This window comes from Halorussus limi (genome assembly GCF_023238205.1).
Lineage (GTDB): Archaea > Halobacteriota > Halobacteria > Halobacteriales > Haladaptataceae > Halorussus > Halorussus limi.
Window position 1 is genome coordinate 359,224 of sequence record NZ_CP096660.1, and the last position, 25,838, is coordinate 385,061.

The 25,838-nt window shown below is 68.1% G+C and carries 23 protein-coding genes; 11 read left to right on the forward strand and 12 right to left on the reverse strand.

What is annotated here, in order from left to right:
• Window positions 1–1,194 carry a glycosyltransferase family 4 protein gene (locus M0R89_RS19945; RefSeq protein WP_248652469.1) on the reverse strand — a complete coding sequence of 398 codons (1,194 nt, stop codon included), beginning with the start codon at window positions 1,192–1,194 and terminating at the stop codon, window positions 1–3.
• 252 nt (window positions 1,195–1,446) lie between these two features.
• Between M0R89_RS19945 and M0R89_RS19950 the strand changes: the two genes are divergently transcribed.
• From M0R89_RS19950 to M0R89_RS19960, 3 genes are all read left to right on the forward strand, one after another.
• Window positions 1,447–2,490: a Gfo/Idh/MocA family protein gene (locus tag M0R89_RS19950; RefSeq protein ID WP_248652470.1), complete on the forward strand. Its 1,044-nt coding sequence runs from the start codon at window positions 1,447–1,449 to the stop codon at window positions 2,488–2,490.
• A gap of 105 nt (window positions 2,491–2,595) precedes the next feature.
• On the forward strand, window positions 2,596–3,186 hold the full coding sequence (locus M0R89_RS19955; protein ID WP_248652471.1) for an AsnC family transcriptional regulator: 591 nt from the start codon (window positions 2,596–2,598) through the stop codon (window positions 3,184–3,186).
• Window positions 3,187–3,456: 270 nt separating this feature from the next.
• Window positions 3,457–5,226, forward strand: a complete 1,770-nt coding sequence (locus M0R89_RS19960; RefSeq protein WP_248652472.1) for a Rieske (2Fe-2S) protein — start codon at window positions 3,457–3,459, stop codon at window positions 5,224–5,226.
• A gap of 9 nt (window positions 5,227–5,235) precedes the next feature.
• Here M0R89_RS19960 and M0R89_RS19965 read toward each other — a convergent pair whose 3' ends face one another.
• Together M0R89_RS19965 and M0R89_RS19970 are read right to left on the reverse strand one after the other, a co-directional pair.
• Window positions 5,236–5,727, reverse strand: a complete 492-nt coding sequence (locus M0R89_RS19965) for an acyl-CoA thioesterase (RefSeq protein ID WP_248652473.1) — start codon at window positions 5,725–5,727, stop codon at window positions 5,236–5,238.
• A 100-nt stretch (window positions 5,728–5,827) separates the two neighbouring features.
• On the reverse strand, window positions 5,828–9,853 hold the full coding sequence (locus M0R89_RS19970) for an MEDS domain-containing protein (protein WP_248652474.1): 4,026 nt from the start codon (window positions 9,851–9,853) through the stop codon (window positions 5,828–5,830).
• 396 nt (window positions 9,854–10,249) lie between these two features.
• On the opposite strand from M0R89_RS19970, the gene M0R89_RS19975 reads away from it, so the two are divergent.
• The 3 genes from M0R89_RS19975 to M0R89_RS19980 all read left to right on the forward strand — a co-directional run bounded on the left by M0R89_RS19975 (window position 10,250) and on the right by M0R89_RS19980 (window position 13,273).
• A complete protein-coding gene (locus tag M0R89_RS19975; protein ID WP_248652475.1) occupies window positions 10,250–12,847 on the forward strand; it encodes a heavy metal translocating P-type ATPase in 2,598 nt (865 codons plus the stop codon).
• 58 nt (window positions 12,848–12,905) lie between these two features.
• Window positions 12,906–13,028 (forward strand): hypothetical protein, encoded by a 123-nt coding sequence (locus M0R89_RS23350; RefSeq protein WP_256478569.1) that lies wholly within the window; start codon window positions 12,906–12,908, stop codon window positions 13,026–13,028.
• Window positions 13,029–13,132: 104 nt separating this feature from the next.
• Window positions 13,133–13,273: a hypothetical protein gene (locus M0R89_RS19980; RefSeq protein WP_248652476.1), complete on the forward strand. Its 141-nt coding sequence runs from the start codon at window positions 13,133–13,135 to the stop codon at window positions 13,271–13,273.
• Between the two features lie 61 nt (window positions 13,274–13,334).
• Here the strand turns inward: M0R89_RS19980 and M0R89_RS19985 are convergent, their stop codons facing one another.
• On the reverse strand, window positions 13,335–14,321 hold the full coding sequence (locus M0R89_RS19985; protein ID WP_248652477.1) for a hypothetical protein: 987 nt from the start codon (window positions 14,319–14,321) through the stop codon (window positions 13,335–13,337).
• Window positions 14,322–14,518: 197 nt separating this feature from the next.
• On the opposite strand from M0R89_RS19985, the gene M0R89_RS19990 reads away from it, so the two are divergent.
• A complete protein-coding gene (locus M0R89_RS19990) occupies window positions 14,519–14,914 on the forward strand; it encodes a CopG family ribbon-helix-helix protein (RefSeq protein WP_248652478.1) in 396 nt (131 codons plus the stop codon).
• A gap of 36 nt (window positions 14,915–14,950) precedes the next feature.
• On the opposite strand, the gene M0R89_RS19995 is transcribed toward M0R89_RS19990, so the two are convergent.
• Genes M0R89_RS19995 through M0R89_RS20010 form a run of 4 tightly spaced genes read right to left on the reverse strand, consistent with a single transcriptional unit; the run spans window position 14,951 to window position 19,954 of the window.
• Entirely contained in the window at window positions 14,951–16,483 is a 1,533-nt protein-coding gene (locus M0R89_RS19995; protein WP_248652479.1) for a hypothetical protein, read from the reverse strand.
• Window positions 16,480–18,069 carry a DUF58 domain-containing protein gene (locus M0R89_RS20000; RefSeq protein WP_248652480.1) on the reverse strand — a complete coding sequence of 530 codons (1,590 nt, stop codon included), beginning with the start codon at window positions 18,067–18,069 and terminating at the stop codon, window positions 16,480–16,482. The genes M0R89_RS19995 and M0R89_RS20000 overlap by 4 nt, the downstream gene beginning before the upstream one ends.
• Window positions 18,066–18,887 (reverse strand): DUF7269 family protein, encoded by an 822-nt coding sequence (locus M0R89_RS20005; protein WP_248652481.1) that lies wholly within the window; start codon window positions 18,885–18,887, stop codon window positions 18,066–18,068. The genes M0R89_RS20000 and M0R89_RS20005 overlap by 4 nt, the downstream gene beginning before the upstream one ends.
• On the reverse strand, window positions 18,884–19,954 hold the full coding sequence (locus tag M0R89_RS20010) for a DUF4129 domain-containing protein (protein WP_248652482.1): 1,071 nt from the start codon (window positions 19,952–19,954) through the stop codon (window positions 18,884–18,886). Before M0R89_RS20010 ends, M0R89_RS20005 begins: the two co-directional genes overlap by 4 nt.
• Before the next feature lie 68 nt (window positions 19,955–20,022).
• On the opposite strand from M0R89_RS20010, the gene M0R89_RS20015 reads away from it, so the two are divergent.
• A complete protein-coding gene (locus M0R89_RS20015; protein ID WP_248652483.1) occupies window positions 20,023–21,192 on the forward strand; it encodes a M48 family metallopeptidase in 1,170 nt (389 codons plus the stop codon).
• Between the two features lie 60 nt (window positions 21,193–21,252).
• On the opposite strand, the gene M0R89_RS20020 is transcribed toward M0R89_RS20015, so the two are convergent.
• Window positions 21,253–22,053 (reverse strand): TrmB family transcriptional regulator, encoded by an 801-nt coding sequence (locus M0R89_RS20020; protein WP_248652484.1) that lies wholly within the window; start codon window positions 22,051–22,053, stop codon window positions 21,253–21,255.
• Window positions 22,054–22,586: 533 nt separating this feature from the next.
• On the opposite strand from M0R89_RS20020, the gene M0R89_RS20025 reads away from it, so the two are divergent.
• Genes M0R89_RS20025 through M0R89_RS20035 form a run of 3 tightly spaced genes read left to right on the forward strand, consistent with a single transcriptional unit; the run spans window position 22,587 to window position 23,440 of the window.
• Complete coding sequence (locus M0R89_RS20025; RefSeq protein ID WP_248652485.1) at window positions 22,587–22,907, forward strand: DUF7344 domain-containing protein; 321 nt, start codon at window positions 22,587–22,589, stop codon at window positions 22,905–22,907.
• 9 nt (window positions 22,908–22,916) lie between these two features.
• The gene (locus tag M0R89_RS20030) at window positions 22,917–23,123 is read left to right on the forward strand and encodes a hypothetical protein (protein ID WP_248652486.1); all 207 of its coding nucleotides are present in this window, start codon (window positions 22,917–22,919) and stop codon (window positions 23,121–23,123) included.
• 50 nt (window positions 23,124–23,173) lie between these two features.
• The gene (locus M0R89_RS20035) at window positions 23,174–23,440 is read left to right on the forward strand and encodes a hypothetical protein (RefSeq protein ID WP_248652487.1); all 267 of its coding nucleotides are present in this window, start codon (window positions 23,174–23,176) and stop codon (window positions 23,438–23,440) included.
• A 168-nt stretch (window positions 23,441–23,608) separates the two neighbouring features.
• On the opposite strand, the gene M0R89_RS20040 is transcribed toward M0R89_RS20035, so the two are convergent.
• The 3 genes from M0R89_RS20040 to sufB form a co-directional block, all read right to left on the reverse strand.
• On the reverse strand, window positions 23,609–23,797 hold the full coding sequence (locus tag M0R89_RS20040; protein WP_248652488.1) for a hypothetical protein: 189 nt from the start codon (window positions 23,795–23,797) through the stop codon (window positions 23,609–23,611).
• 86 nt (window positions 23,798–23,883) lie between these two features.
• Window positions 23,884–24,252 (reverse strand): DUF7344 domain-containing protein, encoded by a 369-nt coding sequence (locus M0R89_RS20045; protein ID WP_248652489.1) that lies wholly within the window; start codon window positions 24,250–24,252, stop codon window positions 23,884–23,886.
• A 105-nt stretch (window positions 24,253–24,357) separates the two neighbouring features.
• Window positions 24,358–25,782, reverse strand: a complete 1,425-nt coding sequence (gene sufB / locus M0R89_RS20050; RefSeq protein ID WP_248652490.1) for a Fe-S cluster assembly protein SufB — start codon at window positions 25,780–25,782, stop codon at window positions 24,358–24,360.
• Between the last annotated feature and the right edge of the window lie 56 nt (window positions 25,783–25,838).

A 25,838-nucleotide genomic window follows, 5' to 3' on the forward strand; every position in this document is an offset into this window, starting at 1 on the left:
TCAGTCTCCGCTCGCCGGTCGCTCCGCGGGCGCGTCGGTCGGGGCCCCCGGAACGCCGGTCGCGGGCCGGTCCATCGCCTCGGCGACGATTTCGCGAATCCGTCGCTGGAACCGCCGGCGGCCGAACCGGCGGCGAATCGCGCTCGGTCCCATCGGTTCCCGCAGTTCGCGCTGGAGGTCGGGGTCGGCCGCGACTCGGGCTATCTTCTCGGTCGCGTCCGCGACGCTCCCGTACAGCAGTTCCTCGCGGTCGTCCACGATGGCGTGCTGGCCGCCCTCGTTCGGGACGAACGGAATCGCCCCGCCGGCGGCGAGTTCCGCGACGGCCATCCCGAAGTGCTCGTACTCCTTGCCGTGGATGCCGTACTTGTGAGTGCAGATGCGCTCGACCAATTCCTCGCGGGGCACCTCGCCCTCCAGTTCGACGTAGTCGCGGCCCGACGCGAGGGCCTCGACCTCCTCGCGGTACTCCTCGTCCACGGTCGGGCCGATGACGTGGAGGTGGAGGTCGCGGCCGCGCTCGCGGACGCCCTCGGTGATTCGAATCAGCTCCTTGATGCGCTTGCTCCGCTCGATGCGCCCGACCGTGACGATGCCGTCCTCGCGTTCGCTCCACGGTAGGTCCTCGAACTCGCGGGTGTCTATCGGCGGGTGGACGACCTCGGGCCGGGTGCCGTAGGCGTCTTCGACCACGTCGGCGGTCCACCCGGAGTTGGCGAGCAGGGCGTTCTGGCGGATGTCCTCGCGGTCCACGCCCGCGACCCGCGTGGCGAGTCGCTCGTAGAGCGAGTCCTCCTCGACGGTCGGGTGGAAGATGTGTTCGCGGTCGTCGCAACTCACCGTCCAGTCGAACGGGAAGTGGACGTACTGGACCGCGTTAGATTCGAGTCCGAGTTCGTTGATGGTGCTGACGAGCAAATCGTACTCGTCGCTGTGCCGCCGGGCGTAGCGCCCGAGCAAAGCGTTCTGGAGGACGTAGTACTTCAGGCCGAACCGGTCGTTCAGCCACGGCGCGAGATAGCCCGCCCGCTCGACGGTCAGACTACCGACGTCGACGCTCGTGTCGAAGTAGTCGTTGAGTTCTCGGAGGTCGGGGTCGGTCAGCGTGAGCAGGGTCAGGTCGTGGTCTCCCTGAAGCGCCTCCAACACGTTCATCGCGACCGCTTCGCCGCCCCCTTTGGACATCAAATCCATATGAATAACGGCAATTTCCCCCATCGTATCGGTCTCCTGTGAGAACCAGTGCCCGGCCGAAGTTAGGCATTCTGGGCGAACAGAAACACGTCATCGGCGGGGTAGGAGCGACTGTAAGGAGACAAACGTATTGTCGGAAAGTGACGCGACGCAGGGGTGGACTTCCGTGCCGGCCGGTCGCCCAATCCTCTCCGATTTCGACGCAAAACTTCAACCAACAGACTTACATTGAGGAAATGCGCGGCCGAGGGTATGGCACTTCGACTTGGGGCCGTCGGTTTGGGCGGTCTCGGGAGCATCGAACTCGAACTGTACGACGAGATGAGCGACGTGACGGTCGTCGCCGGCGCGGACGTGTCCGAGGGCGCGCGCGAGGCCTTCGCCGACACCTACGACGCGCCGACCTACGAGAGCCACGAGCGACTGCTGGCCGAACACGACCTCGACGCCGTCACCATCGTCACGCCTCACACCCTCCACTACGAGCAGGCGATGGACTGCTTCGAGGAGGGCGCGGACGTGTTCCTCGAAAAGCCGATGGTGACGGGCATCGAGAACGCCGCGTCGCTCGTGGCCGCGGCCGAGGAGCGAGGCAGGATTCTGCAGGTCGGCTACCAGCGCCACTTCGACCCGCTGTTCCGCGAACTCAAGCGGGTCGTCACCTCGGACAGAATCGGCCGAATCCACGCCGCCAACGCCTATCTCGGGCAGGACTGGATAGAGATTCAGCGCGGGTCGTGGCGGACCGACCCCGGCCTCTCGGGCGGCGGCCAACTCTACGACTCGGGAAGCCACCTGCTCGACGCCCTGCTCTGGACGCTCGACGCTGAACCCCGGAGCGTCGCGGCGGTCACCGACGATCGCGGCGAGGCCGTGGACGTGAACTCGGCGCTGGCGGCCACGTTGCATCGCGACGAGGGCCCGGTCACGGCCAGCGTCGGCGTCGTCGGCGACGGAACCCACGGCGAACCCGACGAGGGGATGGTCCTGTGGGGCACCGAGGGTCACGTCAGGTACGAGGACGGACGCCTCACGGTCCACGAGGACGGCGCGACCTACGAGGGCGAGGTGGCGGGCGACCGTGACTTCACGACGCTGACCCGGCGAAAACTCTCGGACTTCGTCCGGGCGGTCGAGGAGCGAACCGAACCCGCGGTGCCGGGGTCGTTCGGCCTCCGAGTCACCGCGATGACCGAGGCCGCGTACGAGGCGGCCGAGACCGGCCGAACCGTGGACGTGCAGGCCCGCATCGAGGCGGCGCGACCCGACGCCGGGGCGGCGACCGCCGACGACTGAGCGCCCTCGACTCCGGCCGCTCGCCTCCCACGAACCGGTTTCGACCGCTCGCTATCGAACGATGACGAAAAGTGTTTCTATGCTGGACTGACAAGTATCTTGATAATGCGAGAACTAGACGAAACCGACCTCGAAATCCTGCAACTCCTCGTCGCGGACGCCCGCCGCCCGTACAAGGAAATCGCGGACGCGGTGAATCTCTCGCCGCCGACCGTCTCGGACCGCATCGACCGCCTGCGCGAACTCGGCGTCGTCGAGCGGTTCACCGTGGACCTCGACCGGTCGCTGCTCTCGGACGGCGTCGCGGTCCTCGTGGACCTCCACGCCGAACCCGGCCGCGTCTCGGCGGTCCGGGGCGGCGTCGAGGACATCGACGGCGTCGAACACGTCTTCGTGACCGCCGACGGCCACGTCGTCTTCCACGCCCGACTGCAGGACGGCGCGGTCGAACCCCTGCTGGCGGAGGTGTTGGACACCGACGACATCAGAGAGTACGACGTGCGCCTGCTCGCGGACTCGGCGTGGCATCCCGACCCCCGCGCCGTCGAGTTCGCGCTGGAGTGCGACGAGTGTGGCAACTCGGTCACCAGCGAGGGCGAGTCGGCGCGCATCGACGGCGACCTCTACCAGTTCTGCTGTTCGTCCTGCAAGTCGCGCTTCGAAGAACAGTACGAGGAACTGAAGGAAGCGGCCTGAGGCCGCCGGCGCGCCTCTCCCCGACACTCTCCCGTCTCGCCGTCGAACGGTCCCCGATTTCGAGGCGGAACTCGCCAGTGTCACGGTCCCCGCCCCAGTCACGGCCTGCCCCGTCACAGTCTCCGGTCTCGCAACGGTCCTCGTTTCACCGTCACCGAGACGGACGCGGGTCACCTCGCGGCGTCTCTTCGCGGCGAGAGAAAATATAAGAAGTGGTACATAAATCGGGTTCAGCGAACCGTTTTGAGGGATGGTGACGAGTCGCTAGGTATGGCGACCGAAGAACCAGCGTCCGACGACGAACCGACGACCGAGGCGTCGTTCGTCCGCGTCGCGGACGCCGACGAACTCCGCGACGAGGGTCGAACGGTCGCGCGGGCCGACGGCCGGGCCATCGCGCTGTTCCACCACGAGGGCGAGTTCCGCGCGGTGGACAACCGGTGTCCCCACATGGGCTTTCCGCTCGCGGACGGCACCGTGGACGACGGCATCCTGACCTGCCACTGGCACCACGCCCGGTTCGAACTCTCCTGCGGCGACACGTTCGACCCGTGGGCCGACGACGTGCAGAGCTTTCCGACCGAGGTCCGGGACGGCGAGGTGTACGTGGACCCGCACCCGGACCCCGACCTACCGCCGGTCGAACACTGGACCGACCGACTCCAGACCGGACTGGAGGAGAGTCTGCGCCTCGTCGTGGCGAAGTCGGTCATCGGACTCGCAGACGAGGACGTGGCCTACACCGAACCGCTCCGGCAGGGCCTGACCTTCGGCGCGCGCTACCGCGACGACGGGTGGAGTTCGGGACTGACCATCCTCTCGGCGATGGCGAACCTGCAGGACGCGCTCCGACCCGAAGACCGGAAGCGGGCGCTCTACACCGGCCTCTACCGGGTCGCCGAGGACTGCGAGGGCGAACCGCCGAAGTTCGACCAGCCGTCGTTCTCGGCCCGGGACCTCTCTCGCGAGCGCCTCGAATCGTGGTTCCGCGAGACCATCGAGGTACGGGACCGGGACGGCGCCGAGCGGTGTCTCCAGACCGCCGTCGCCACGTTAGACCCCGAAGAGGTCGCCGACATCCTCTATCTGGCGGCGACCGACCACCTCTACATGGACGCGGGCCACACCTTCGACTTCGTGAACAAGGCCTGCGAGGCGCTGGATCACGTCGGGTGGGACCACGCCGACGAAGTCCTGCCGAGCGTGATTCCCCGACTCACCGAGGCCACGCGCTCGGAGGAACTCTCATCGTGGCGCCAACCCGTCGACGTGGCCGAACTCGTCTTCGACGCCTACGACGAACTCCCGGAACTCGCCGCGGAGGGCGCGGACGCCGAGTGGGACGCGCCCGAGGGCTTCATCGACACGCTCCTCAGCGACGACCCGGAGGAGATAGTGACCGCGATGAAGGCCGCGGTCCAGAACGGCGCGACCCCCGACGGACTCGCCGGTGCCGTCGCGCAGGCCGCGGGCCGCCGGGTCGCGCGGTTCGGCACCTCCAACGAGTTCGGCGACTGGGACACGGTCCACCACACCTACACCTACGCCAACGCGGTCCAGAAGGCCGCCCTGCGGACCGACTCGATGGCCGCTTACCGCGCCGCCGTCGCCGGAGCGATGAGCGTCTACCTCGACCGGTTCCTCAACACCCCGCCGACGCCGATTCCCGACGGGACCGAGGTCGATGCGCCCGACGACCTCCGCGAGGAACTGCTCGCTCTCTTCGACGAGGAGGGCGAAGTCGATTCGGCCGGCCGACTGGTCGCGGCGTATCTGGCGGACGGCGGCGACCCCGCCGAGTTGAAGCGGGTCCTGGGCGAGGGTCTGCTCCGGGAGGACGCCGACTTCCACACGCTCCAGAACGTCGAGGCGGCCTTCCAGCAGTTCGACCTGACCGAGGACCCGGAGCGGGCGCACACGCACTTGGTAGCTACCGCGCGCTACGTCTCCGCGCACGTTCCCACGCGGCGCTCGGCCGAGCAGACCTACACCATCGCGGACCGACTCCGCCGCGGCGAGAGGATTCACGAATCCGACTGAACCGGCCGCTCACTCGCGTTCGGCCAACTCCGCCCGGCGCTTCGCGCGCTCTTGCAGAGCGCGCTCCCGTTTCGCCTCCTGCTCGTCGGTCGGACACCGCAACTCCGGCACGCTCGCGGCCTCCTCGTCGTCGTCCAACGCGACGAACGTGAAGAACGAAGTCGCGGTCTCGCGGCGCGCGTCGGCACTGGGTCGCTCGGCGTACACGTCCACCTTGACCTCCATGCTCGACTCGCCGGTCTCGAAGACGTAGGCCTCGGTCACGACCACGTCGCCGAGGTCGATTGGCGCGAGGAAGTCGACGTGGTCCATCGACGCCGTGACGACCTGTCGCCGGGAGAACCGCCGGGCCGCTATCGCGCCGCAGATGTCCATCCAGTGGAGGACCGACCCGCCCAGCGCCCGGCCGAGATTGTTGGTGTCGTCGGGCATCAGAATCTCGGTCGTCTCGGTGTGGGAGTCCGCCAGCGTCGCGGTCCGGCGTGCCGACTGCTGTTGCATTGTCGTCTCTCCCTCCGGCGTCCGCACGGATAAAACTACTAACTTTGCACTAACACAAATTAATTTTCCTAGCGTTCGGTCGCGCTCCGCGTCGCCGCGGTCAGACGACGTTCCGGAACTCGAAGCGCGCGCCGCCGTCCTCGCTCTCGGTCACTTCGAGGTCCCACTCGTACACCTCCGCGAGTTTCTGGACGAACGCCAGTCCGAGTCCGGTTCCCCCGCTGTCGGCGGCCGTCGTGTACCCCTCGTCGAGGACCGCGTCCCGGTCCTCGTCGGGGATTCCTGGTCCGTCGTCGGCCACGTAGAAGCCGCCGGTGGTCGGTTCCGTCCCGTCTCCGTCCTCGCTCCGGCCGTCCGAGGCGCTCGGCAGGTCGCCGACAGTGACCGTCACGTCGGGTCCGCCGTGTTCCACGGCGTTCTCGAGGAGGTTCCGGAACAGGTGTCGGATGTACGTCTCGTCGGCCTCGATGGTCCTGTCGAGTTCGACGTCGAGCGCGGCCTCGGAGGAGTCTACGTCGTCCCACGCCTCTCGCGCCACGCTCCCGAGGTCGATGGGTGCGGAGTCGCCGACCGCCTTGCGGCCCCGGGTCAACACCAGCATCACGTCTATCATGTCCTCGATGCGGTCGAACGCTTCGGTCACGTACTCGACCGCCTCCGAATCGGTCTCGGCCGGCAACTGCTGGCTGTATATCTGGCCGATAGTGACGGGATTTCGCAACTCGTGGGCGAGCATGCTGGCGAACGATTCGAGTCGCTCGTTCTGTCGTTCGAGCGTTCGCCGGTTCTCCTCGCGTTCGGTGATGTCTTGGGCCATCGTCATCCCGGCGAACACGTCCCCGTCCTCGTCCGGTACCGGGACCGCGTAGATGAGCCACTCCCGCCCGGCGTACGAGACCTCGATGGAGTTGCGCTCGCCGTCGAGGGCGGCCCGGCAGACGGGTTCGAGTTCGTCGGCCACGTCGTCGTCCCACGCCTCGCGGGGCGTTCGACCCTCGATGTCGTCTCTGGAGACCGGCAGGTCGTCCAAGACTCGTCCCGCCGCGAGCGTGTACCGGAGGTCGTCGTCGAACAGGGTGACGATGCCGTTCGGGAACGCCTCGGCCAGCGTCCGGTAGCGCTGTTCGCTCTGTTCGAGCGCTCGCTCGCGCTCCTTGCGCTCGGTGATGTCGCGGTCCGACACGATGACCGACACCACCTCGCCGTCGTCGTTCGTGACCGGCCGGAAGACGCCGTTGAGGGTGTACCGCTCGCCGTCCGGCCGGGTGAGGTCCGCCTCGAAGTCCACGTACTCGCCGTTCGCGGCCCGCTCGACCCACTCCCGAACGTCGCTTCGCACCTCGTCGCCCTGCCCCCACCACGGCGTCTCCCAGAACGGTTCGCCGGTCACGTCGTCGAGGTCGGCGCCGATGTACTCCATCGCGGTCTGGTTGATGTCGAGCACCGTCCCGTCGGGGTCGAGCAGGCCGACGAGGATGTTCGGGTCCTCGAAGATGGCCTCGAAGCGACGCTCCTTGCGCCGGAGTTCGCGCTCGCGCTCCTTCTGCTCGGTCACGTCGTGGGTCAGCGCCACGTGGGCGGTCGTCGAGTCGGGGCGGTGGAGCGGCGCCGCGTGGGACTCCATGTGTCGGCGTGTTCCGTCGAGTCCGACGATGTCGAACTCCATGCTCCCGCGCTCGCCCCCACATATCCGCTCGTTGAACTTCCGGAACTCCTCGCGGTCTTCGGGCGCTATCAGGTCGTAGACGCACTCGCCGACCACGTCCGACGTCGAGTCGGCCTCCACCATCTCCAGTCCGGCGGAGTTCATCTGGAGCAGGGTCCCGTCGGGGGCGACGGTCTTGATGCACTCGGGAGTGGTCTCGACCAGCGCGCTCAGATGCTCGGTGCGTTCGCGGAGCGCACGCTCGTACTCCCGGCGTTCGAGTTCGTACTCGGTCCACTGGCCCATCAGGTCGAGGAACGTTCGCTCGGTCTCGGAGAACTCCCGGTCGCGCGACTCCTCGGAGAGGAAGAAGAACGTCCGGTCTTGGGCGTCCTCGACGTCCAGCAGGGTGCCGAGATAGGTCTCGAACCCGTGTTCGCTGTGGATGCGGCAGTCGTCGTACCCGGCCGCCGCGGGGTCGACGATGCTGACCTGCCCGCCTGTCTCGATGGCCGCCTCGCAGAACGTCTCGGACAGCGCGAACTCCTGTCCCGGTTCGTAGATGCCGCGGTCGTCGCTGATACGTTCTATCTCGACGCTGTCGGCCTCGGGGTCCACCACGGCCATCCCGCCGAGTTCGACGCCGAACTGCTCGCACCCCAACTCCAACAGCGCGTCGAGTTTCTCGCCGAACGAGCGGTCGGGGTCAGACGTGACCTCGTACAGTTCCCGCTGGGCGTCGCTGTGGTCGCGGCGCTCTATCTCGTAACTGACCCACTGGCCCACCAGTTCGATGAAGGTGCGCTCGGTCTCGGAGAACTCCCGGTCGCGGGGTTCGGTGCTGCCGACCCACAGCGTCCCGTACGGCGTCGACCCGCTCGTGACCTTCGTACCGAGGTAACACGACAGGCCGTGTTCCCGGTGGATTCGGTCGTCCTCCCAGTCGGTCCCCCGAACGTCGGCCATCCCGAGCGGTTCGTCCTCCTCGATGACCTGTCGGCAGTAGCACCCCTCTCCGGGGTCGGTCCACACGTCGTCGGACGCGTCCACTACCTCGTCGCCGTTGCCGTATCCGAGAGCGTACTCGTTGCGGAACGCGCCGTCCCACTCCGGCAGGTGGGTCAACCCCGCCGCGTCGAGACCCATCCGCTCGCGGGCGAGGTCGAGCAACCGGTGGAGTTTCCCCCGGAAATCGAGCGCGGGGTCGGACGTAATCTCGTAGCACTCCCGGACGAACCGTTCGCGCTGTCGGCGTTCGAGTTCGTAGCCGACCCACTGGCCCATCAGTTCGACGTACGCCTCGTCTCGCTCGGAGAACGACTCCTCGCGGGACCCCTCGGGGACGAACGCGAGCGTCCGGTCCGTGCCGCCCTCGACCGGGATGTACGTCCCGAGATACCCGTCGACGCCGAACTCCTCGTAGACGACGTGGTCGTCGAAGCCCTTCTCGGCGGGGTTCGAGACGCTCACGGCCTCCTCGATGTCGGCGGCGGCCTGACAGTACGTCTCGGACAGCGGGAGCTCCCTGCCGCGTTCGTAGTGTTCGTGGTCACCGCTGGCGTACTCTATCTCCAGTCGGTCGGCGGCGAGGTCGACTCGATTCAGAAAGCCGAAGTCGAGGCCGAACCGCTCGCACCCCAACTCGAACAGGGCGTGGAGTTTCTCCTCGAACGAGCGGTCCTGACTGGCCGTGATTTCGTACAGTTCGCGCAGGAACCGGTCGTGGTCGGCCAGTTCCGCCTTCGCTCGGGCGCGCTCCGTGAGCGTGCCGAGCATCCGGTCGACTTCGCGAGCGGGGTCGTCGTCGCTGAGAAACTCCGCGGGCGGCGTGTAGTAGACGTTGTGACACGCCGTGTCGTCGTAGATGAGATGGGGATGGGTTCGAACGACCTCCTGAACGACTTCCGACGGGAACGCGCGGCGGTCGTACTGACAGAGTGCGAGGCAGTCCTCCTCGGCGAAGAGGTCGTTGACCTTCGACTCGTACTCCATGAACTGCTCGACCGTCGCGGCGTCGCTCTCGAGCCACGACGTTTCGGCGACGATGCGGAGCGCCTCGAACTCCTCGGTGGCGGCCGCGACGACGTCGGCGTAGAACTCGACCATCTCGTCGGGGTCGAACGCGCCGTTTCGGAGGTAGGTCTCCTGAACGGTGTGGAACGATAGTCCGCCCGACCCGAGAGCGTCCTCGACGTCGACACCTCCCTCGCGAAGTGCCGCGCGCACCTCGTCCTCGTTACCGTCGTCGAGGACGTACATGACGCGTTCGTCCCGGTCGAGTCCGCTGCGCACGAACGGGACGGCGGTGGAGAACCGCTCCTCGTCCGTCTCGTAAATCTGCGCGAAGTGGTCGTTGCAGTCGTGGCCGTCGAGCGCCTCCACGGGGCCGTCCAACCGGTCGCCGGACCGCAGCGCTTCGAGTCCGCTTTCGGGCGTCAGCGACTCGGGGAGACCGGTCGTCGGGGCTGCGTGTTCGCTCACGTCTCGGCCCTCCTCTCGACGCGCGACCGCAGTCGCTCGTCCGGTTTCCGGTGTTCCATTATACACTGAGACAGCGGTCTAGCAGTTAAAAAGATATTGCACGTTCTCGGGGCCGCCGGGAGCGCGTTCGCTTTGCTCGGAGCGCGCCGTCTCTCGGAGCGTCCGCCTCGCCGGGGAGCGGTCCGCCACAGCGCCGTCGGACTCGTCACGTCTCTCTCGGGGGTACCCGCTCGCGACCGATACGCGTCGTTGGGGTCTCGCGCCGCGATACTTTAGAAACAAAGGCAGAGTGGTGAGAGAAAGCCATTCGAAAAATATAGCGCCGCACTGAGCCGATTTCCATAAGGGAAAAGTCGCATTAACGTGGGTCCCGTACGTTCTACCAAGGAGGACTACATGGCGCGAACCGCACACCTCGACATCCGAGGCATGAGCTGCGCCAACTGCTCGGGGACCGTGGAAGACGCCCTGAGCGAGTTGGACGGCATCGACTCGGCGAACGTGAACTTCGCCACCGACGAGGGGACCGTCGAGTACGACCCCGACATCGTCTCGCTCGGCGAGATTTACGCGGCCGTCGAGGACGCGGGCTACGACCCGGTCGCCCAGCAAGTCACCGTCGGCATCTCCGGGATGTCGTGTGCGAACTGCTCGGAGACCAACGAGCAGGCGCTCGAAGAGACGCCGGGGGTCGTGGACGCCGAAGTCAACTACGCCACCGACGAGGGGACGGTCCGGTACAACCCCAACGACGCCGACTTGGAGGACCTCTACGACGCCATCGAGCGGGCGGGCTACGAACCCATCCGCGAGAACGAATCCGACGGGGACGGCGAGACCGCTGGCGACCGACGCGAGGACGCCCGGAAGGCCGAAATCCGCCGCCAGCGCAACCTGACGATTCTGGGCGCGGTCCTCTCGGCCCCGCTGGTGTTCCTACTGCTCGAACACTTCTTGTTCGACAGTCTGCTCGGAGACACCCTCTTCGGACTTCCGCTCGGATGGCTCATGTTCGGACTCGCGACCCCGGTCCAGTACTTCCTCGGCAAGGAGTTCTACGAGAACTCGTACACCGCGGTCGTCAGGAACCGGACCGCGAACATGGACGTGCTGATAGCGCTCGGGTCCTCGACGGCGTACTTCTACAGCGTCGCGGTCCTGCTGGGGTTCACCGGGAGCCTCTACTTCGACACCGCCGCGCTCATCCTGGTGTTCATCACGCTCGGCAACTACCTCGAAGCCCGGTCGAAGGGCCAAGCCAGCGAGGCGCTTCGCAAACTGCTGGAGATGGAGGCAGACACGGCCACCATCGTTGAGGACGGCGAGGAGGTCGAGGTTCCCGTCGAGGACGTGGAAGTCGGCGACCTGATGGTCGTCCGGCCCGGCGAGAAGATTCCGACCGACGGCGTCGTCCGCGAGGGCGACAGCGCCGTCGACGAGTCGATGGTCACGGGCGAGTCGGTGCCCGTCGAGAAGTCGCCCGGCGACGACGTGGTCGGCGCGACGGTCAACGAGAACGGCGTCCTGAAGGTCGAGGCGACCAAGGTCGGCTCCGAGACCGCGCTCCAGCAAATCGTCCAACTGGTCAAGGAGGCCCAGAGCCGCCAGCCGGAGATTCAGCAGGTCGCCGACCGCATCTCGGCGTACTTCGTGCCCGCGGTCATCACGAACGCCCTGCTCTGGGGCGCGCTCTGGTTCCTCTTCCCCGAGGCGCTGGCCGGGTTCGTCCAATCGCTCCCGCTGTGGGGACTGGTCGCGGGCGGCCCCGGCGTCGCGGGCGGCACCGTCTCGGTGTTCGAGTTCGCGGTCGTCGTGTTCGCCTCCGCGGTCCTCATCGCCTGCCCCTGCGCGCTCGGTCTGGCGACTCCGGCCGCGACGATGGTCGGGACCTCCATCGGCGCGCAGAACGGCGTGCTGTTCAAGGGCGGCGACGTGCTGGAGCGAGTCCGCGACGTGGACACGGTGGTCTTCGACAAGACCGGCACGCTGACCGAGGGCGAGATGCGCCTGACCGACGTGGTGGCGCTCGGCCCCCGAGCGGACGGCGGAGAGCGAACCGCCGCGGACGGAGGCGCGGTGGAAGCCCCGACCGAGACCGACGTGGACGAGGAGTTCGTGCTCGCGGCCGCCGCGAGCGCCGAGACGGGGAGCGAACACCCGCTCGCGGAGGCCATCGTCGAGGGCGCGCGAGAGCGGGGCATCACCGTCGAGGACCCCGAGGACTTCGAGAACGTGCCCGGCCACGGCGTCCGCGCCACGACCTCTCACGGCGAGGTCTTGGTCGGCAACCGAAAGCTGATGGAAGACAACGGCATCGACGTCTCGTACGCCGAGGAGACGATGGAGCGCCTCGAACGCGAGGGCAAGACCGCGATGCTGGTCGCCGCGGACGGCCGACTCGCGGGCGTCGTCGCCGACGCCGACACCGTCAAGGAGAGCGCCAAGGAAGCGGTCGGGGACCTCCGCGATTCGGGCCGCGAAGTCATGATGATTACCGGCGACAACGAGCGCACCGCCCGCGCGGTGGCCGAGCAGGTCGGCATCGACCCCGACAACGTCCGCGCGGAGGTCCTGCCCGAGGACAAGGCCGACGCGGTCGAGTCCATCCAGTCCGAGGGCCGCGAGGCGATGATGGTCGGCGACGGCGTCAACGACGCGCCCGCGCTGGCCGCGGCCTACGTCGGCGCGGCCATCGGGTCGGGGACCGACGTGGCCATCGAAGCCGCCGACGTGACGCTGATGCGCGACGACCCCGCGGACGTGCTGAAGGCCATCCGAGTCTCGGAGGGGACGCTCGCCAAGATAAAGCAGAACCTCTTCTGGGCGCTCGGTTACAACACCGCGATGATTCCGCTGGCCAGCCTCGGCCTGCTCCAACCCGTGCTGGCGGCGGGCGCGATGGCGTTCTCCAGCGTGAGCGTCCTGACCAACAGCATGCTGTTCCGCAGGTACACCCCGGACCACGAGTACGAACTGCTGGGCTTCCTGCGGTGACGCGACCCGTTTCTCTCCCACGGAAAAGTTGACCTTCGGCCGACTCGATTTCGCTCCCGTGCAGTTCCTTCCGCTCCGCGTTCCCGGGACGCCGTGGTGGTCGTATCTGCTCGTCGCGCTCGCCGTGGCGGGCCTCTGGCAGAGCGTCCGATGGTTCTCGACTCGCCTGCGAGCGCGGTGATTTTCCGAGACCGCCGCCGCACTCCGCGACGAGAGCGGTGAAAACCGACCCTCGTCACACCGCGGAGAGAAATATTGACGGCCGTGTGGAGCGTACGGTGACGCATGCTCCTCCCGCTTCACGCGACCGGTCACGCGGGACTCGACCCCCTCGCGGTGGTGTTCGGTGCGCTCGCCGGTCTCGCAATCTGGCAGGCCATTCGACTGCTCGCGCGGTCCGACACCCGAAAGCGAGGCGGCGCGTAGCGTCGCCGGAACAAGGTGATACCGAGACACCGCCGACCGCCCCGCGCGACCATCGCCCCTCTCAGAACAGTCCTGCGACGAACCCGAGACCCATCAGTATCAGCACGGCCGCCGAGAACGCGGGGAGGTAGTCGGTGTATCGCTCGACGCGCTCCTCGTATCGCTCGTAGCCCGCGATGAGCAGGAGCGTGAGCGCCACGATGCCGAGGACGACCGTCACCGCGTAGACGGCCATCAGCGAGAGGCAGTAGTCCGACCCCGCGCACATCGCGATAATCTCGAACTCCTCCTCGTGGGCGAACCCGAGGACGAAGGCGAACCCCGCGATGCCCCAGAGGCCGCGTTCGGTGGCCTCCTCGGGCGACCCGTGACTGTGTCCGCCGACGAACGGGAGCGCGAGTTTGATTCTGTCGAGGACGCCGCGGCCCTCGCCGTGGTCGTGGGGGTGGTCGGCGTGGCCGTGCGGGTGGCCGTGGCCGCGGTCGGCGCGTGAGTCGCCGCCGGTGCCGTGTTCGTCCGCGCCCCGACCAGATTCAGATTTGTTTGCCCCGTACGAAGTTACGTTATCGTCGACGTGATACCGCTGGTCGTCGTGAGCGCCGTGGCCGTCGTGACCGTGCCCGGACTCGCCGTGGTCGTGCGAGTGTCCGCCGTGGCCGTGGTCGTGACCGTGCGAATGGTCGCCGTCTCCGCCGTGGTCGTGGCTGTGGCCGTGAAAGTACTCCCGAACGCCCAGCAGTATCAACACGACCCCGGCGACGACGCCGACCGGGCCGCCGATTTGGACGCCGAACAGTTCCAGCGGTTCGTTTATCTGGGTGAGTTCGAAGTGGCGCTTGGCGAAGAAGAACACGACAACCATCGCGATGCTACTCACGAGGTGGCCGAACCCGAGCAGGAAACTCGCCGCGAAGCCGTAGAGCCACTTGTTCGACTGGTCGAGGGCGTAACTGGCCGCGACGGGCCACCCGTGGCCCGGTTCGATGCCGTGAACCGCGCCGAGCGCGACGGCCCCGGCGAACAGTCCGACCGCGTCACTCGGTATCATTCTCGCTCCGAGGTTGGCGGAGGCGTCCTAAACGGGTTGTTATTACCGAACCGGGGTGCCCGTAATACGGGTCGGTGGCGTCGGGCCTCGGACGTTCGGTGAGACGGCGCGAACGGCGGGCGCGGTTCGAAGTCGGCAGTCGCGCCCCGTCACGTCCGAACGAAATACCCAACCACCCCGAAGCGAAAGGTCTCCACATGCGAACGAGTCTCAACGTTCCCGACGACGTGCTCGCGGCCTTCGACGAGACGTGGCAGGCCGAGGGGCTGGACTCCCGGTCGCGCGCGATTCGAGAGGCGATGCGCGAGTACGTCGAGTCACACGCTCGACTCGAAGCCGCCGAGGGCGAAGTCACGGCCGTCCTCGCCTACGACTACGAACACGACGCGGTGGTCCGGGACCTCCACGCGGTCCAGCACGAGTTCGGGGAGGTCATCACCGCGACCAACCACGTCCACCGCGGCCACTGGTGCATGGAGACCGCCTTCTGCGAGGGGCCCGCCGAGCGGGTTCGCGGACTGGTGTATCGACTCCGGGACTTCGATTCTGTCGCGCGAGTGAAGGTGATGGTCCTGAGCGCGGACCGGGAGTGAGTCGTTTTCGCCGCCGGTTCTCGCTTCGTCTCCGTCTCACTCCCGCTCGAACAGCACCGCGAAGCACAGCACCGCGACCAGCAGGAGCGCCACCGCGAGTCGGGCGCGCCACGCGGGCGGCGAGAACGACAGCGACCCCATCCCGAACGCGGTCAGCGTCGCTATCAGGACGCCGCCCGCGCCGACCAGCAGGCCGCCGACCGCGTGGGCCGCCTCGCCGGCGCGCGTCTCGGCGTCGCGCCCGATTCGCGCGCCGAGTTCGACCGCGTTCGACCCGAGGTCGTGGACCGCGAGCGCGGCCGCGACCCCGACGAAGGCCGCGAGCGCCGACCCGCCGCCGTCGGCGACGACCAACGAGGCCACCATCAGCGACCCGCCGGCGACCGCGAATCCGCTCGCGGACTCGGTCCCGACCCACGGCGCGACGGCGACCGCGAGGACCCGCTGGGAGAACGCGACGGCGAAGAGCGTGGCCGCGACGCCGCCCGCGAGCGCCGCGGTCAGACCGACCGACGCGACGGTTTCCGTCCACCCGGTTCCGGCGGCCGCCGCGAGCGCCTCGGTAGGCGCGAGCGCCAGCAGGGCCGCGACGGCGAGCGTCACGAGGCCGCCCGCGGCGTGGGCGACCGACCGCGGCGGGTCGCTCCCGGCCCACCCGACGAACAGCGCCTGCAGGCCCCGCGCGAGCAGAACGCCGACGAGACCCACGACGAGCGCGGTCAGCGGCAGGTGGACGACGCCCGAGAACAGCACCAGTTCGAGCGCGTCGCCGAGGACCGACAGCGAGTCGAGGAACCCGCGGAACCACGCCGGACCCCACTCCGAGAGCGCGAGCACGATTTGAAGGCCGAGGACGGCCCAGTAGGCCCGCGGCACGTCCCAGAGTCGGCGGTCGAACCGGTCGAGGACCGCGGCCCGGAGGTCCCGGTTCTCGGGGAGCCAACCGTCCAGAACCGGGACGGCCCAGTGGACCAACTCCGCGACCGCCAGCAGTTCCAACTGGAGGACGACCAGCAGCGCGAGCGCGCTCGACTCGGCGGCCGCGACGAGGTTCCCGCCGACCACGCCGAACGTCTTGGCGAACACGTCGGCGTACAGGCACACCGCGAGGACGGCCCCGACCGAGAGGACCGTCGCCGAGCGCCAGACGGCCCTGACCGCGGGGCGCTCGACTCGCTCGTCGAACGAGACGACCGCGTTGGTCGCGGCCGCCCCGACGCCCGCGCCGACCAGCAGTGCGACCGGGCCGCCGCCGAGGGTCGCGACGATTGCGAAGACCGACACGCCGGCGACGACGCCGACGCTCCCGACCGCTCGCCGGGCGTTCGTCCCCGATTGGACCGCCCGGACGCCGAGCGCGGCCAGCACGCCGCCGCCGATGGTCGCGGCGACCGACCAGAGACTCCCGCCCGCGGCACCGAGCGCGAGGCCCGCGAGCGCCGCCACCAGCACCGCGACGGTCCCGCTGAAGGTAGTCGCGCGGCGTTCGAGAACGGCGTCGGGTTCGTCGCCGCGGTCGTTCGTATCGCCCGTTTCTCCACTGTTAGCGTCGCTCACGTCGAAACTCATCCTGACCACCTCGCTGTCGCCTTCGACACCGCGGAACGAATCGGCTCGTCGGGCGACCAGTCCACGACCCGGACCGGGCCGCGGAGGTCGCCGAGTCGCCGGTCGCGTTCGATTCGCTCGACGCTTCCGCCGGCGGTCTCCGACCCCGTCACGTCGGGGCTCACGACCGTCACGGCGTGACCGTACGCCTTGAAACGCCGGACGACCTCGACCGCGTACTCGTCGGCCATCGGCGACAGGAAGACGACCTGCGCGCCGTCGGGCATCCGCTTGCGGAGCGTCTCGAATCTGGATTCGTTGGCCCGCTGGCGCCGGCTCTCGTCGAAGAGACCGATGCCGTGGTCGCTCGCTTCCGGCGTCGCGTCGAGTTCGGCCCGGACGCGGGCCAGTTGCCCCTCGCCGCCGCCGGGGTCGAGGTAGCGCTCGGCCGGTCCGAACAGCGCCAGCCCCACGCGGTCGTTGCGCCGGACGAAGGCCTCGGCGAGTCGCTCGGCGGCGTACCGGGTCAACTCCACCGCGTCGGGTTCGCCAGACCGCCGCGAGACGTGGGCGGGCGTCCGGGTGTCCACGACGAGGACCACCGTCGCGGCCTGAGTCTCCCGGAAGTCCACGGTGGTTAGCTCCCGGGTCTTGGCGTACCGCTTCCAGTCGATTCGGCTCATCGGGTCGGCCGGCTGGTACTCGCGGGTGGCGTAGAACTCCACGCCCTCGCCGCCCGAGTCGGTCGTGATTTGGCCGGGGTGGGAGGCTGTGTCGGCCGGGAGCGGCACGTCGTCGGCCCGCGTCTCGCAGGTTATCGTGGCCGCCTCGTCGGGGTCGGGCGCGTCGGGGAGGTCGGCCTCCCGCTCCCACCGGCGTTCCGCGCTCCCGCTGACGTTCCGCGCGACCAGTCGCGTCTCGCCGAACTCGTGGGTGCCGCGCCGCGCCCGGACCTCGTAGGAGAAGGCCGCCGCCTCGCCGGGTTGGAGGCTGGTACCGAACCGGGGCGACCCCGAGGAGACGCCCAACTGCTCGGGCACGCCGTCCACGACCCGGAGGTCGGGAATCGGCTCCTCGCCGTCGTTCCGGAGCGTCAGCGTGACCTCAACCTCGTCGCTCGGCAGGGGCGACCGGTCCGAAATCGCGCGCTCGATCGCCACCGAGACCTCGGGCGCTCGGGTGCCGTAGCGGTAGGCCGCGTAGACGAACCCGACCGCGCCCGCGAGGAACATCGTGGTGTTCTTCGTCAGGATGCCGCCGGCGCCCGCGAGGAGCGCGACGGTCGTGCCGGGGTCCCACCGCGGCCCGATTCGGGTCTCCGGCGGCTGGTCGTCGGCCTCGTCCGAGTCGCCGTCGGCGTTCGGTCCGTCAGCGTCGTCGGAGTCGCCGTCGTCGGCGTCTCCGTCGTCGCCTGCTCCGGATTCGCCGCTCGAATCGCTCTCGTCGTGCAGTGCGCCGTCGCCGGTGAATCCCGAAAAGAGGCTGTGTTCGGGACTCGCGGCCCAGAACGCCGCGAAGTAGATGGTCACGAGCAGGCCCAGTACGGCGAGCGGAGCGACGACGCTGAGTGGCCCGAGCGCGGCGAGCGGAGCGACGCCGAGGCTCATCGGGCCACCTCCCGCTCGCGGTCGGCCTCGGGAGCGGACCCGACGGGTTCGCCCGGCGACTCGCCCGCTCGGTCCAACTCGTCTAACTCCGTGTCGAACCCGATAAACCCAGTATCGAAATCATCCGGCTCTCCGTCTAAATCGCGTGTTTCTGCGGACTCGGCGGGTCGCGTGCGCTCCCCGCGGTCGATGGCTTCGATTTCTTCGACCGCGCGGGTCGCCCACCGCTCGTACCGTTTGCCGCTGGCCCAGTCGCGGATGCGGGTCCGGAGCGGCGCGAGGTGACGCCCGCCGAGGAAGGCGGCCGCGCGGGGGTCGTCGGTCCACGACCCCGCGGCGACCCGTTCGGCGGCGCGCTCTTCGTCGATGCGGTCGGCGTCGGCGATTACCGTTATCGCGGTCCGGCGGATGCGGCTCTCGGCCCTCCGGCGGCGCGAGGCGAGTTCCCGCCTCTCGTCCGGGTCGGCGTCGAACACCGAGTCTATCCCGTCCCCGGTCGTCCGGTACTCCTCGTAGTGAGCGCGCTCGGGTTCCTTCGCGGGCGTCCACCGGGCGCGCGGGTTCTCGCCGTCGTCGTCCGCGGGTCTGGCGCTCGTCCGGAGCGCCTGCGCCCCGAGGAGTCCGGCGGCCCCGGCCACGAGCAGAATCGCGCCGGGCGAGGCGAGTATCGCGGACAGCGGCCGGAAAATGGCGGCGGGGAACAGCCACGGCAGGAAGGCGACGCCGACCGCCAGCGCCAGCGACGCGCCGCCGAGGACCGCGAGGCTCCGGGGCTGTTGGAGTCTGGCGCTCGCTCGGCCGACGAGTCGCGGAATCATTCGCCGTCACCTCGCCAGTGGTCGCGGAGTCGGTCGAGCGCAGAGCGCGCCGAGTCGGTCCGGTCGTCGCGGGGCAGGTCGCCGTACCGGACCTCCCGGAAGGCGTCGGTGAGTCGCCGGACCGCGTCGTCGGGGAAGCCCCGCCGGGCCGCGGCGCGGGCGACTTCGCCCGGCGTCCGAGCGCGCCGGTTCCTGACCGGCACGCGGTCGCGCATGGCCTCCCACGCCTCCTCGACGGTGGGCGGAGCGGGGTCGGCCTGCTCTTCGGGCGCGGCCGAGCGGTTCCGGCGGTCGTCGCTGTCGTCGCTCCCGCCGCGGCCGATGCTCGGCACGCTGACGCTCCCGAGACTGGAGAAGATGCCCGCCCCGCCGGCCAGACCGGCGAGCGCGCGCGGAATCGCCGTGACGGTCAGCGCGAGTCCGTTCGCGCCGATTCGGAGGGCTTGGACGCCCCCGCGGCCGGCGGCCCCGAGGACGCTCCCGAGACTTCGGCCCACCTCTCCGGTTAGGGTCGCGGCGTCGTCGAGCAGGCGGGGGACCGACGACGAGAGGGCGACGACCGTCGCCATCGTCCGGGCCGGCACGCTCCCGACGAGTTCGCCGAGCGGCGTGCCGCCGACGGTCAGCGTGAGCGGGACGAGTCCGGCGGCCCGGCCGCTGACCGCCAGCGCGCCGGACCAGAAGCCGATGATGGCGAGGACGCCGACGAGCCCCATCGCGCCGGTGGCGATGGCCGCGAGCAGGTCGCTCCCGCCGCCGGAGTCGTAATCGGCGGGCGCGGTCGTCGTCGACGTCGTGGTCGTGGTGGGTGTCGTTTCGGTTCCGTCGTCAGTCGTCGTCGTGTCCGAGTTCTGAGTCGTGGTGACGGTCGGAGCGGTCGGTTCGGCGGTCTGTCGGGCGGGGTCGGTACCGCCTCCGCCGGCGGGGGCGTCCGGGCCGCCGCCGCCACCGACGCCGACGCCAGCGGGTTGCGTTCCGAATCCGCTGGCGGGCAGGAGGGTGGCGGCGAGGGCGACCGCGAGGACGCAGAGGGCGGCGAGGGCGGCGCGGCGGCGTTCGCGGGACACGAATGAGAGGAAAACTTTCAGTCAAATATATCTTCCCTCTCCAACATAGGTGTACTCGGTCGCCCTCCATGTCACGAGACGCCACTTCGAACTCCGGCCCGCCCGGCGGCACCGACGCCAGAGACGCCGACTCCGGTCGCATCGACTCCGGAACCGACGGTTCGACGAACTCCTCCGGCGAGACGCTCGGCCTGACCCACCGCATCGCGCTCACGCTCGCGCTGGTGCTGGCCGCCGACGCGGCGTTCGTCGCAGTCCTCGCGTACCTCTTCCGGCCGTGGCTGGTCGCGCTGGCCGGGGACGTCGGCGGGTCGTGGCTCGCGCTCGCGGCGCTGGTCGCGCCGGCCACGCTCGCGCTCGCGTGGGGACAACTCCGGTACACCCGCCGCGAGGCGCTCGCGGCCGCCGACGCCCGACCGGTCTCTGAATCCGAGCGCCCGGACCTCCACGCACGGGTGCGCCGACTCGCCCAGACCGCGGGCGTGACCCCGCCGAGCGTCGCCGTGGCGGAGACCGATACCGCGAACAGTTTCACGGTCGGCGATTTGCGGGGCGGGACCGTCGTGGTCACGACCGGCCTGCTCGACACGCTGTCGGAGGCTCAACTCGACGCGGTGCTGGCCCACGAACTCGCGCACCTCCGGAACCGCGACGCCGCGGTGATGACGCTGGCGACCTTCCTCCCGGCGTTGGCCAACGACGAGTACTCGCTCGTCTCGGACGCCGCGGCGCCGCTCCGGTCGCTCGCAGTCGGCGTCGCCGCGGTCGTGGGCTACGCCGCCAGCACCGCGCTGGTCGGCGCGCCGCCGTTCAGCGTCGAGTCGTTCGTCGCGTTCGGCGGGTTCGCGGTCTTCACGGTGCTGTTCGGCGGGGTCGCGCTCGGTCTATTGGCGCTCCCGGTCGCGGTCCTGAGCGGCCACCTCTCGCGCTACCGGGAGTTCGCGGCCGACCGCGCCGGGGCGCTGACCGCGGGCGACCCCGCGGCGATGGCGGGCGCGCTGGAGACGCTGGACGCCGACGCGGCCGAGCGCCCGACGGAGGACGTGCGGGCGAACAGCGTCCGGGAACTCTGCTTTCTGCCCCACGGTATCGTCGGGAACGAGGAGTCGGTCGGCGACGACGCGGCCGACGACCCGCTGGCCGGACTGCCGATAGAGGTGCCGACCCATCCGGCGACCGCCGAACGAGTCGCGCGCCTCCGGGACCTCGCGGCCGAGGGGCGAGACGGATACCGGTAGGCGGAGCGCTCGCGCCGTCGGCTCTGCGGCCGTCTCGACGTTCGTCCCGCGAGAACCGAGTTACCCCCTGTGGTCGCGGAGCGCCGCGAGTCCGGTCGCCATCAGTCGCCGCGTGATGACGACGAGGCCGTTCTCGAACCCGCGGCCGAAGATTGCCTGCTCGGTCTGTCCGTCCTCGTGTATCGAACTCAGGAGAATCGCCTCGCGGTCCACCAGCAGCATCCGTCCGATGGCCACCTCGTCCTCGGACTCGTCGTGAAGCCAGTCGAGTTGCGACTCGAAGACCTCTGCGCCGGGGACTTTCTCTCGGAGTTCCTCGCGCAACGCCGCGGTAGCCGTTCCGACGAGGACCGGGACGTCCCGTTCGGTGGCCTCGTTCAGTCGGTCGAGTAACTCGTCGGTGACGACCGACGGGGAACTGACGACGAAGACTATCTCGCTCTCGGCGTCGTCGACGAGTTGCAGCGTGCGGCTGGTGATTCCCTCTGTGCCCGACAGCGACCAGACCTCGTGGGTGACCTTCTGGCCCGACGGGTTCGCGGGTTCGATGTCGTTCAGGGTCTCCTCCAGTTCGTCCACGCGGGTCTCGTACTGCCGCCGGAGGGTCTTGGCGGCCTCTTCGAGGGGAACCGCCCTGTACTGGCGCGGATTCGTGTGCTGGATTTCCACGAGACCCTGCGCCTCCAACACGCGAATCGCGTCGTAGACCCGCGTTCGGGGCACGTCCGCGATTTCGCTTATCTCTTTGGCCGTCGCCGTGTCCTTGCGCGTCAGGGCGACGAAACACTTCGCCTCGTACTCTTTCAGGCCGAGTTGCTGGAGTAACCCAGCGGCCTGTTCCTGTTTGTCGTTGTCGACCATGGTGTCCCAACCACCACCGGGGAGTCCCGGAGATACGGACAATTGGGGGCTCTCGCCTTTAGTCATTGTCGTGTCGGACCACTCGGCTCGGCGTGCCGTTCCGATGAGAACGTCCGTTCGTCTCCGTTTCGTCGGCTCTGCGTCGAAAATCAGAATGAATCCTATTTCACTCACTTAATCACACAAGCTACATAGGGTGTGGCACCGAAGATAATACTGGCACGCGGTCAGCGGTGTCCCAACCACTCGCTCTGCCGCGTGCCTACCTTGTCGCACCGCGACAGGGTTTTTCGGGGGAATCTCTCGCAGGACTCGATGCGCGGTTCGGACGAGTCGAGGACGCCCGAGCTGGAAATACGACCTGTGAGGAACTGAGTAAACGGTATGAGTCGTACTCTTGGGAAGCTACGCAACGATCCCCGATTTACGACCTGCTCCGTGCCACACGAGTGAGCATTCGGCACAACACTGAACTCATCCGTCTCTCTCCCGAATACTCCATAGGATGATAACTACTGGCTTCGGAGCAGACGATGAGTGACGACTCCGACTCGGTGGACCGCTCGATGTCCCTCCTCGCGAGCAAGGAACGACGGGAGGTAATCGGGTACTTCGACCGCAACGACGTCGAGTCGGCGACGATAGAGGTGCTTACGGACCATCTCGAAGGGACGAAGGTCGAGACCGACGGTGGGACGCCTTCGACTCGGGCGGCGAAGGCCAAACTCCATCACGTCCACCTCCCGAAACTGGAGGCCCACGGCGTCGTCGAGTACGACGCGCGGTCGGGGGAAGTACGATATCGTCCCGACGAGCGAGTCGAAGCAATTCTCGAATTCACGTCGGAACTGTAGCGCAGCACCATGGAGGTAATTCTCGCCGCGGAGGCCCGCGAGGCCGACTCGGGGCAGTATCACGTCGCGTCCGACGGCACCGAGACCAGTCTCTGCGGGGTCGTGAACCCGGACAGTCCGTTCGCGTCCGACGTTTACCGGGTGGTCCCGAAGCGCCGGGCCGAAGCGTTGGGATTCGACCTGTGCGGTCGGTGCGACTCGATTTCCGACCGCTGACCCTCCGTTCGCGCTCGAAGACGTCAAGTCGGTCGCCCGCGAATCCCGCGATGATGGCCCGTCGCTCGTCGCTGCGCGCGCTCGACCGACTGCTCTCGCGTTCGGTCCCCGGCACGCTCCTCGTCGTCGCCGGTGGCGGCATCGTCGCCGCCGGACTCTGCTACGGGACGTGGATTGCGCTCGCGGATTTGCTCGCGCCCTCGTCCGGTCCGACGCCAGCGAGCGCCAGCGGTCCGTTTTGGCTGGTCGGCGTGACTCTGCTCGCCGGCCTCGGACTCGTAACGCTCGGCGGGCGGTTGGTCGGGCACGTCCGGTAGTCGGCCGGTCGCGCCGTTCTCTCCTATTCGGTCCTCTTGAAGCGGGTTATACGCCACTGTATATTTCTCTCAGAAATGAAAATCCACCGGACAGAAATGAATATATTGCCTAGACCTATCTATACCTACTTACCGAGCGGCCAGTGTGAAGGCTTCACCGTCTCGAACTCACGCCTCGGTCTCCTCGTCGTCGCCGTCGATGGTTATCTCCGTGGGTTCGCTCTCCACGTCCTGCCACTCGTCGGCCTCGCCGCCGCTCTGAGACCCGAGGAGGTAGCCGACCGCGAACGTCAGCGCGAGCAACACCAGCGTTCCGAGTCGTGACCGACCGCCGTCCGTCTGGGTTTCTGTCGCCATACACTAACTCACGGGCGCGACGACTTTGTGGTTGCGGCGTCGGAACCCACCGCGCCGCGGTCGAACGCCGTCCGCCTGTCGCACGCTCACCCCTCGTGTCGCCGAATCTTGTCGAGGAAGCCCGTGAGCGGCGGTTCGATGGTAATCTCGGTCACTTTCCCCTCGTCGGTGTCGTAGACGATGATGCCTGACTCCTCCAGTTTCGGCAAGTGGGTGTGGTGGAGCGCGGTGGCTATCTGGGTCCGCTTTATCATCGACACCTTGTCTGGGGGTTGCTGGAACTCCCGCCCCGCGACTTGGTCGGTCAGTCCTTCGAGCGTCACCGGTGCGGGGAGTCCGTCGAGACACGCGAGACAGTGGCGACGATACCGGTCACTGAGAAGCGTTAGGACTTCGTCGAGTTCGAGTGGCCCGCCGCCGTTCGCGTCGCCGCCAGCGGCGGGTTCGCCGGTCATACCGGACAATTTTCTTTCTCGCTTAAACGGCTATCGCATTCGGTCCGCGGCCGGTCGGACCGCGTTCGTCCGCCAAAAGAAGCGTCGAGAACCGACTTCGGCCGACTATCCCAGACTGCCTTCCATCTCCAACTCGATGAGTCGGTTGAGTTCGACGGCGTACTCGATGGGCAGTTCTTCCGTAATCGGTTCGATGAAGCCGGAGACGATCATCTGCTTGGCGTCGTCGTCGTCCAGTCCCCGACTCTGGAGGTAGAAGACGTCCTCGTCGCCGATTTTGCCGACGGTCGCCTCGTGAGCCACGTCGACCTTCGACTCGTCGATTTCCATGTACGGCATCGTGTCGGAGGTGGACTCGTTGTCGAACATCAGGGCGTCGCACTCCACCGACGTCGAGGAGTTGCTCGCGCCGTCGGAAATCTGGACGAGACCGCGGTAGTTGGTGCGGCCGCCGTCTTTGCTGATGGACTTCGACTCGATGGTGGAGTTCGTCCGCGGCGCGTTGTGGTAGACCTTCGCGCCGGTGTCGATGTTCTGGCCCTCGCCCGCGAACGCGATGGAGATGTGGTTCGCCGAGGCTCCCCGCCCTTTCAGAATCGAGCAGGGGTAGAGCATGGTGACTTTCGACCCCATCGAACCGGAGACCCACTCCATGCGGCCGCCTTTCTCGACCAGCGCGCGCTTGGTGTTGAGGTTGAACGTGTTCTTCGACCAGTTCTGGACGGTCGAGTACTGAACGTGGGCGTCCTCGCCGACGAACACCTCGACGCCACCGGAGTGGAGGTTGTGGCTGCCGTATTTCGGGGCCGAACAACCTTCGATGTAGTGAACCTCCGAACCCTTCTCGGCGATGATGAGGGTGTGCTCGAACTGACCCATTCCCTCCGAGTTCATGCGGAAGTAGGCCTGCACCGGCATCTCGACGGTGACGTCCTCGGGCACGTAGACGAAGCTCCCGCCACTCCAGACTGCGCCGTGGAGGGCGGCGAACTTGTTGTCACTCGGGGGTACGCAGGAGGTCATGAAGTGTTCCTTCACGAGGTCCTCGTGTTCTCGGACGGCCTCGTCCATGTTGCAGAACACGACGCCCTTCTCCTCCCACTGCTCCTGCATGTTCTGGTAGACGACTTCGGACTCGTACTGGGCACCGACCCCGGAGAGGGCCTTGCGCTCGGCTTCCGGAATGCCGAGTTTCTCGAAGGTGTCCTGAATGTCCTCGGGCAGGTCGTCCCAGCTATCGGCGCCCTCGCGCTTGTCGACGTCTGGCCGGATGTAAGGCACGATTTCTTCGACGTCGAGTTCCGTCAGGTCCGGCTGGCCCGGCCAGTCAGTCGGCATCGGCATGTTCTGCCAGTGTTCCAAGGCTCGGAGACGCCGGTCGAGCATCCACTCGGGTTCGTCCTTGTCCTCACTGATGAGGCGGACGACCTCCTCGGTCAGCCCTTTGTCGGACCGGAGCGCCGCGCTCTCCTCTTTCTTGAACTCGAAACGCTCCTCCGTGTTGGTGTCTTGAAGCTCTTCACTACTCATGTACTTCAACTCGGTACCGAAGCCTCTTAACCTCGGGGTCGGTTCGGGCCTCGAAG

What these genes read in the sequence shown, in the direction of transcription:
- M0R89_RS19965 (WP_248652473.1), bottom strand. Translation starts at nt 5,727, where the DNA reads ATGCAACAGCAGTCGGCACGCCGGACCGCGACGCTGGCGGACTCCCAC.
- M0R89_RS19990 (WP_248652478.1), top strand. Translation starts at nt 14,519, where the DNA reads ATGCGAACGAGTCTCAACGTTCCCGACGACGTGCTCGCGGCCTTCGAC.
- M0R89_RS20015 (WP_248652483.1), top strand. Translation starts at nt 20,023, where the DNA reads ATGTCACGAGACGCCACTTCGAACTCCGGCCCGCCCGGCGGCACCGAC.
- M0R89_RS20020 (WP_248652484.1), bottom strand. Translation starts at nt 22,053, where the DNA reads ATGGTCGACAACGACAAACAGGAACAGGCCGCTGGGTTACTCCAGCAA.
- M0R89_RS20045 (WP_248652489.1), bottom strand. Translation starts at nt 24,252, where the DNA reads ATGACCGGCGAACCCGCCGCTGGCGGCGACGCGAACGGCGGCGGGCCA.
- M0R89_RS19975 (WP_248652475.1), top strand. Translation starts at nt 10,250, where the DNA reads ATGGCGCGAACCGCACACCTCGACATCCGAGGCATGAGCTGCGCCAAC.
- M0R89_RS19985 (WP_248652477.1), bottom strand. Translation starts at nt 14,321, where the DNA reads ATGATACCGAGTGACGCGGTCGGACTGTTCGCCGGGGCCGTCGCGCTC.
- M0R89_RS19960 (WP_248652472.1), top strand. Translation starts at nt 3,457, where the DNA reads ATGGCGACCGAAGAACCAGCGTCCGACGACGAACCGACGACCGAGGCG.
- M0R89_RS19950 (WP_248652470.1), top strand. Translation starts at nt 1,447, where the DNA reads ATGGCACTTCGACTTGGGGCCGTCGGTTTGGGCGGTCTCGGGAGCATC.
- M0R89_RS20040 (WP_248652488.1), bottom strand. Translation starts at nt 23,797, where the DNA reads ATGGCGACAGAAACCCAGACGGACGGCGGTCGGTCACGACTCGGAACG.
- M0R89_RS19945 (WP_248652469.1), bottom strand. Translation starts at nt 1,194, where the DNA reads ATGGATTTGATGTCCAAAGGGGGCGGCGAAGCGGTCGCGATGAACGTG.
- M0R89_RS19980 (WP_248652476.1), top strand. Translation starts at nt 13,133, where the DNA reads ATGCTCCTCCCGCTTCACGCGACCGGTCACGCGGGACTCGACCCCCTC.
- M0R89_RS19955 (WP_248652471.1), top strand. Translation starts at nt 2,596, where the DNA reads ATGCGAGAACTAGACGAAACCGACCTCGAAATCCTGCAACTCCTCGTC.
- M0R89_RS19995 (WP_248652479.1), bottom strand. Translation starts at nt 16,483, where the DNA reads ATGAGTTTCGACGTGAGCGACGCTAACAGTGGAGAAACGGGCGATACG.
- M0R89_RS20000 (WP_248652480.1), bottom strand. Translation starts at nt 18,069, where the DNA reads ATGAGCCTCGGCGTCGCTCCGCTCGCCGCGCTCGGGCCACTCAGCGTC.
- M0R89_RS20035 (WP_248652487.1), top strand. Translation starts at nt 23,174, where the DNA reads ATGATGGCCCGTCGCTCGTCGCTGCGCGCGCTCGACCGACTGCTCTCG.
- M0R89_RS20005 (WP_248652481.1), bottom strand. Translation starts at nt 18,887, where the DNA reads ATGATTCCGCGACTCGTCGGCCGAGCGAGCGCCAGACTCCAACAGCCC.
- M0R89_RS20025 (WP_248652485.1), top strand. Translation starts at nt 22,587, where the DNA reads ATGAGTGACGACTCCGACTCGGTGGACCGCTCGATGTCCCTCCTCGCG.
- M0R89_RS20030 (WP_248652486.1), top strand. Translation starts at nt 22,917, where the DNA reads ATGGAGGTAATTCTCGCCGCGGAGGCCCGCGAGGCCGACTCGGGGCAG.
- sufB (WP_248652490.1), bottom strand. Translation starts at nt 25,782, where the DNA reads ATGAGTAGTGAAGAGCTTCAAGACACCAACACGGAGGAGCGTTTCGAG.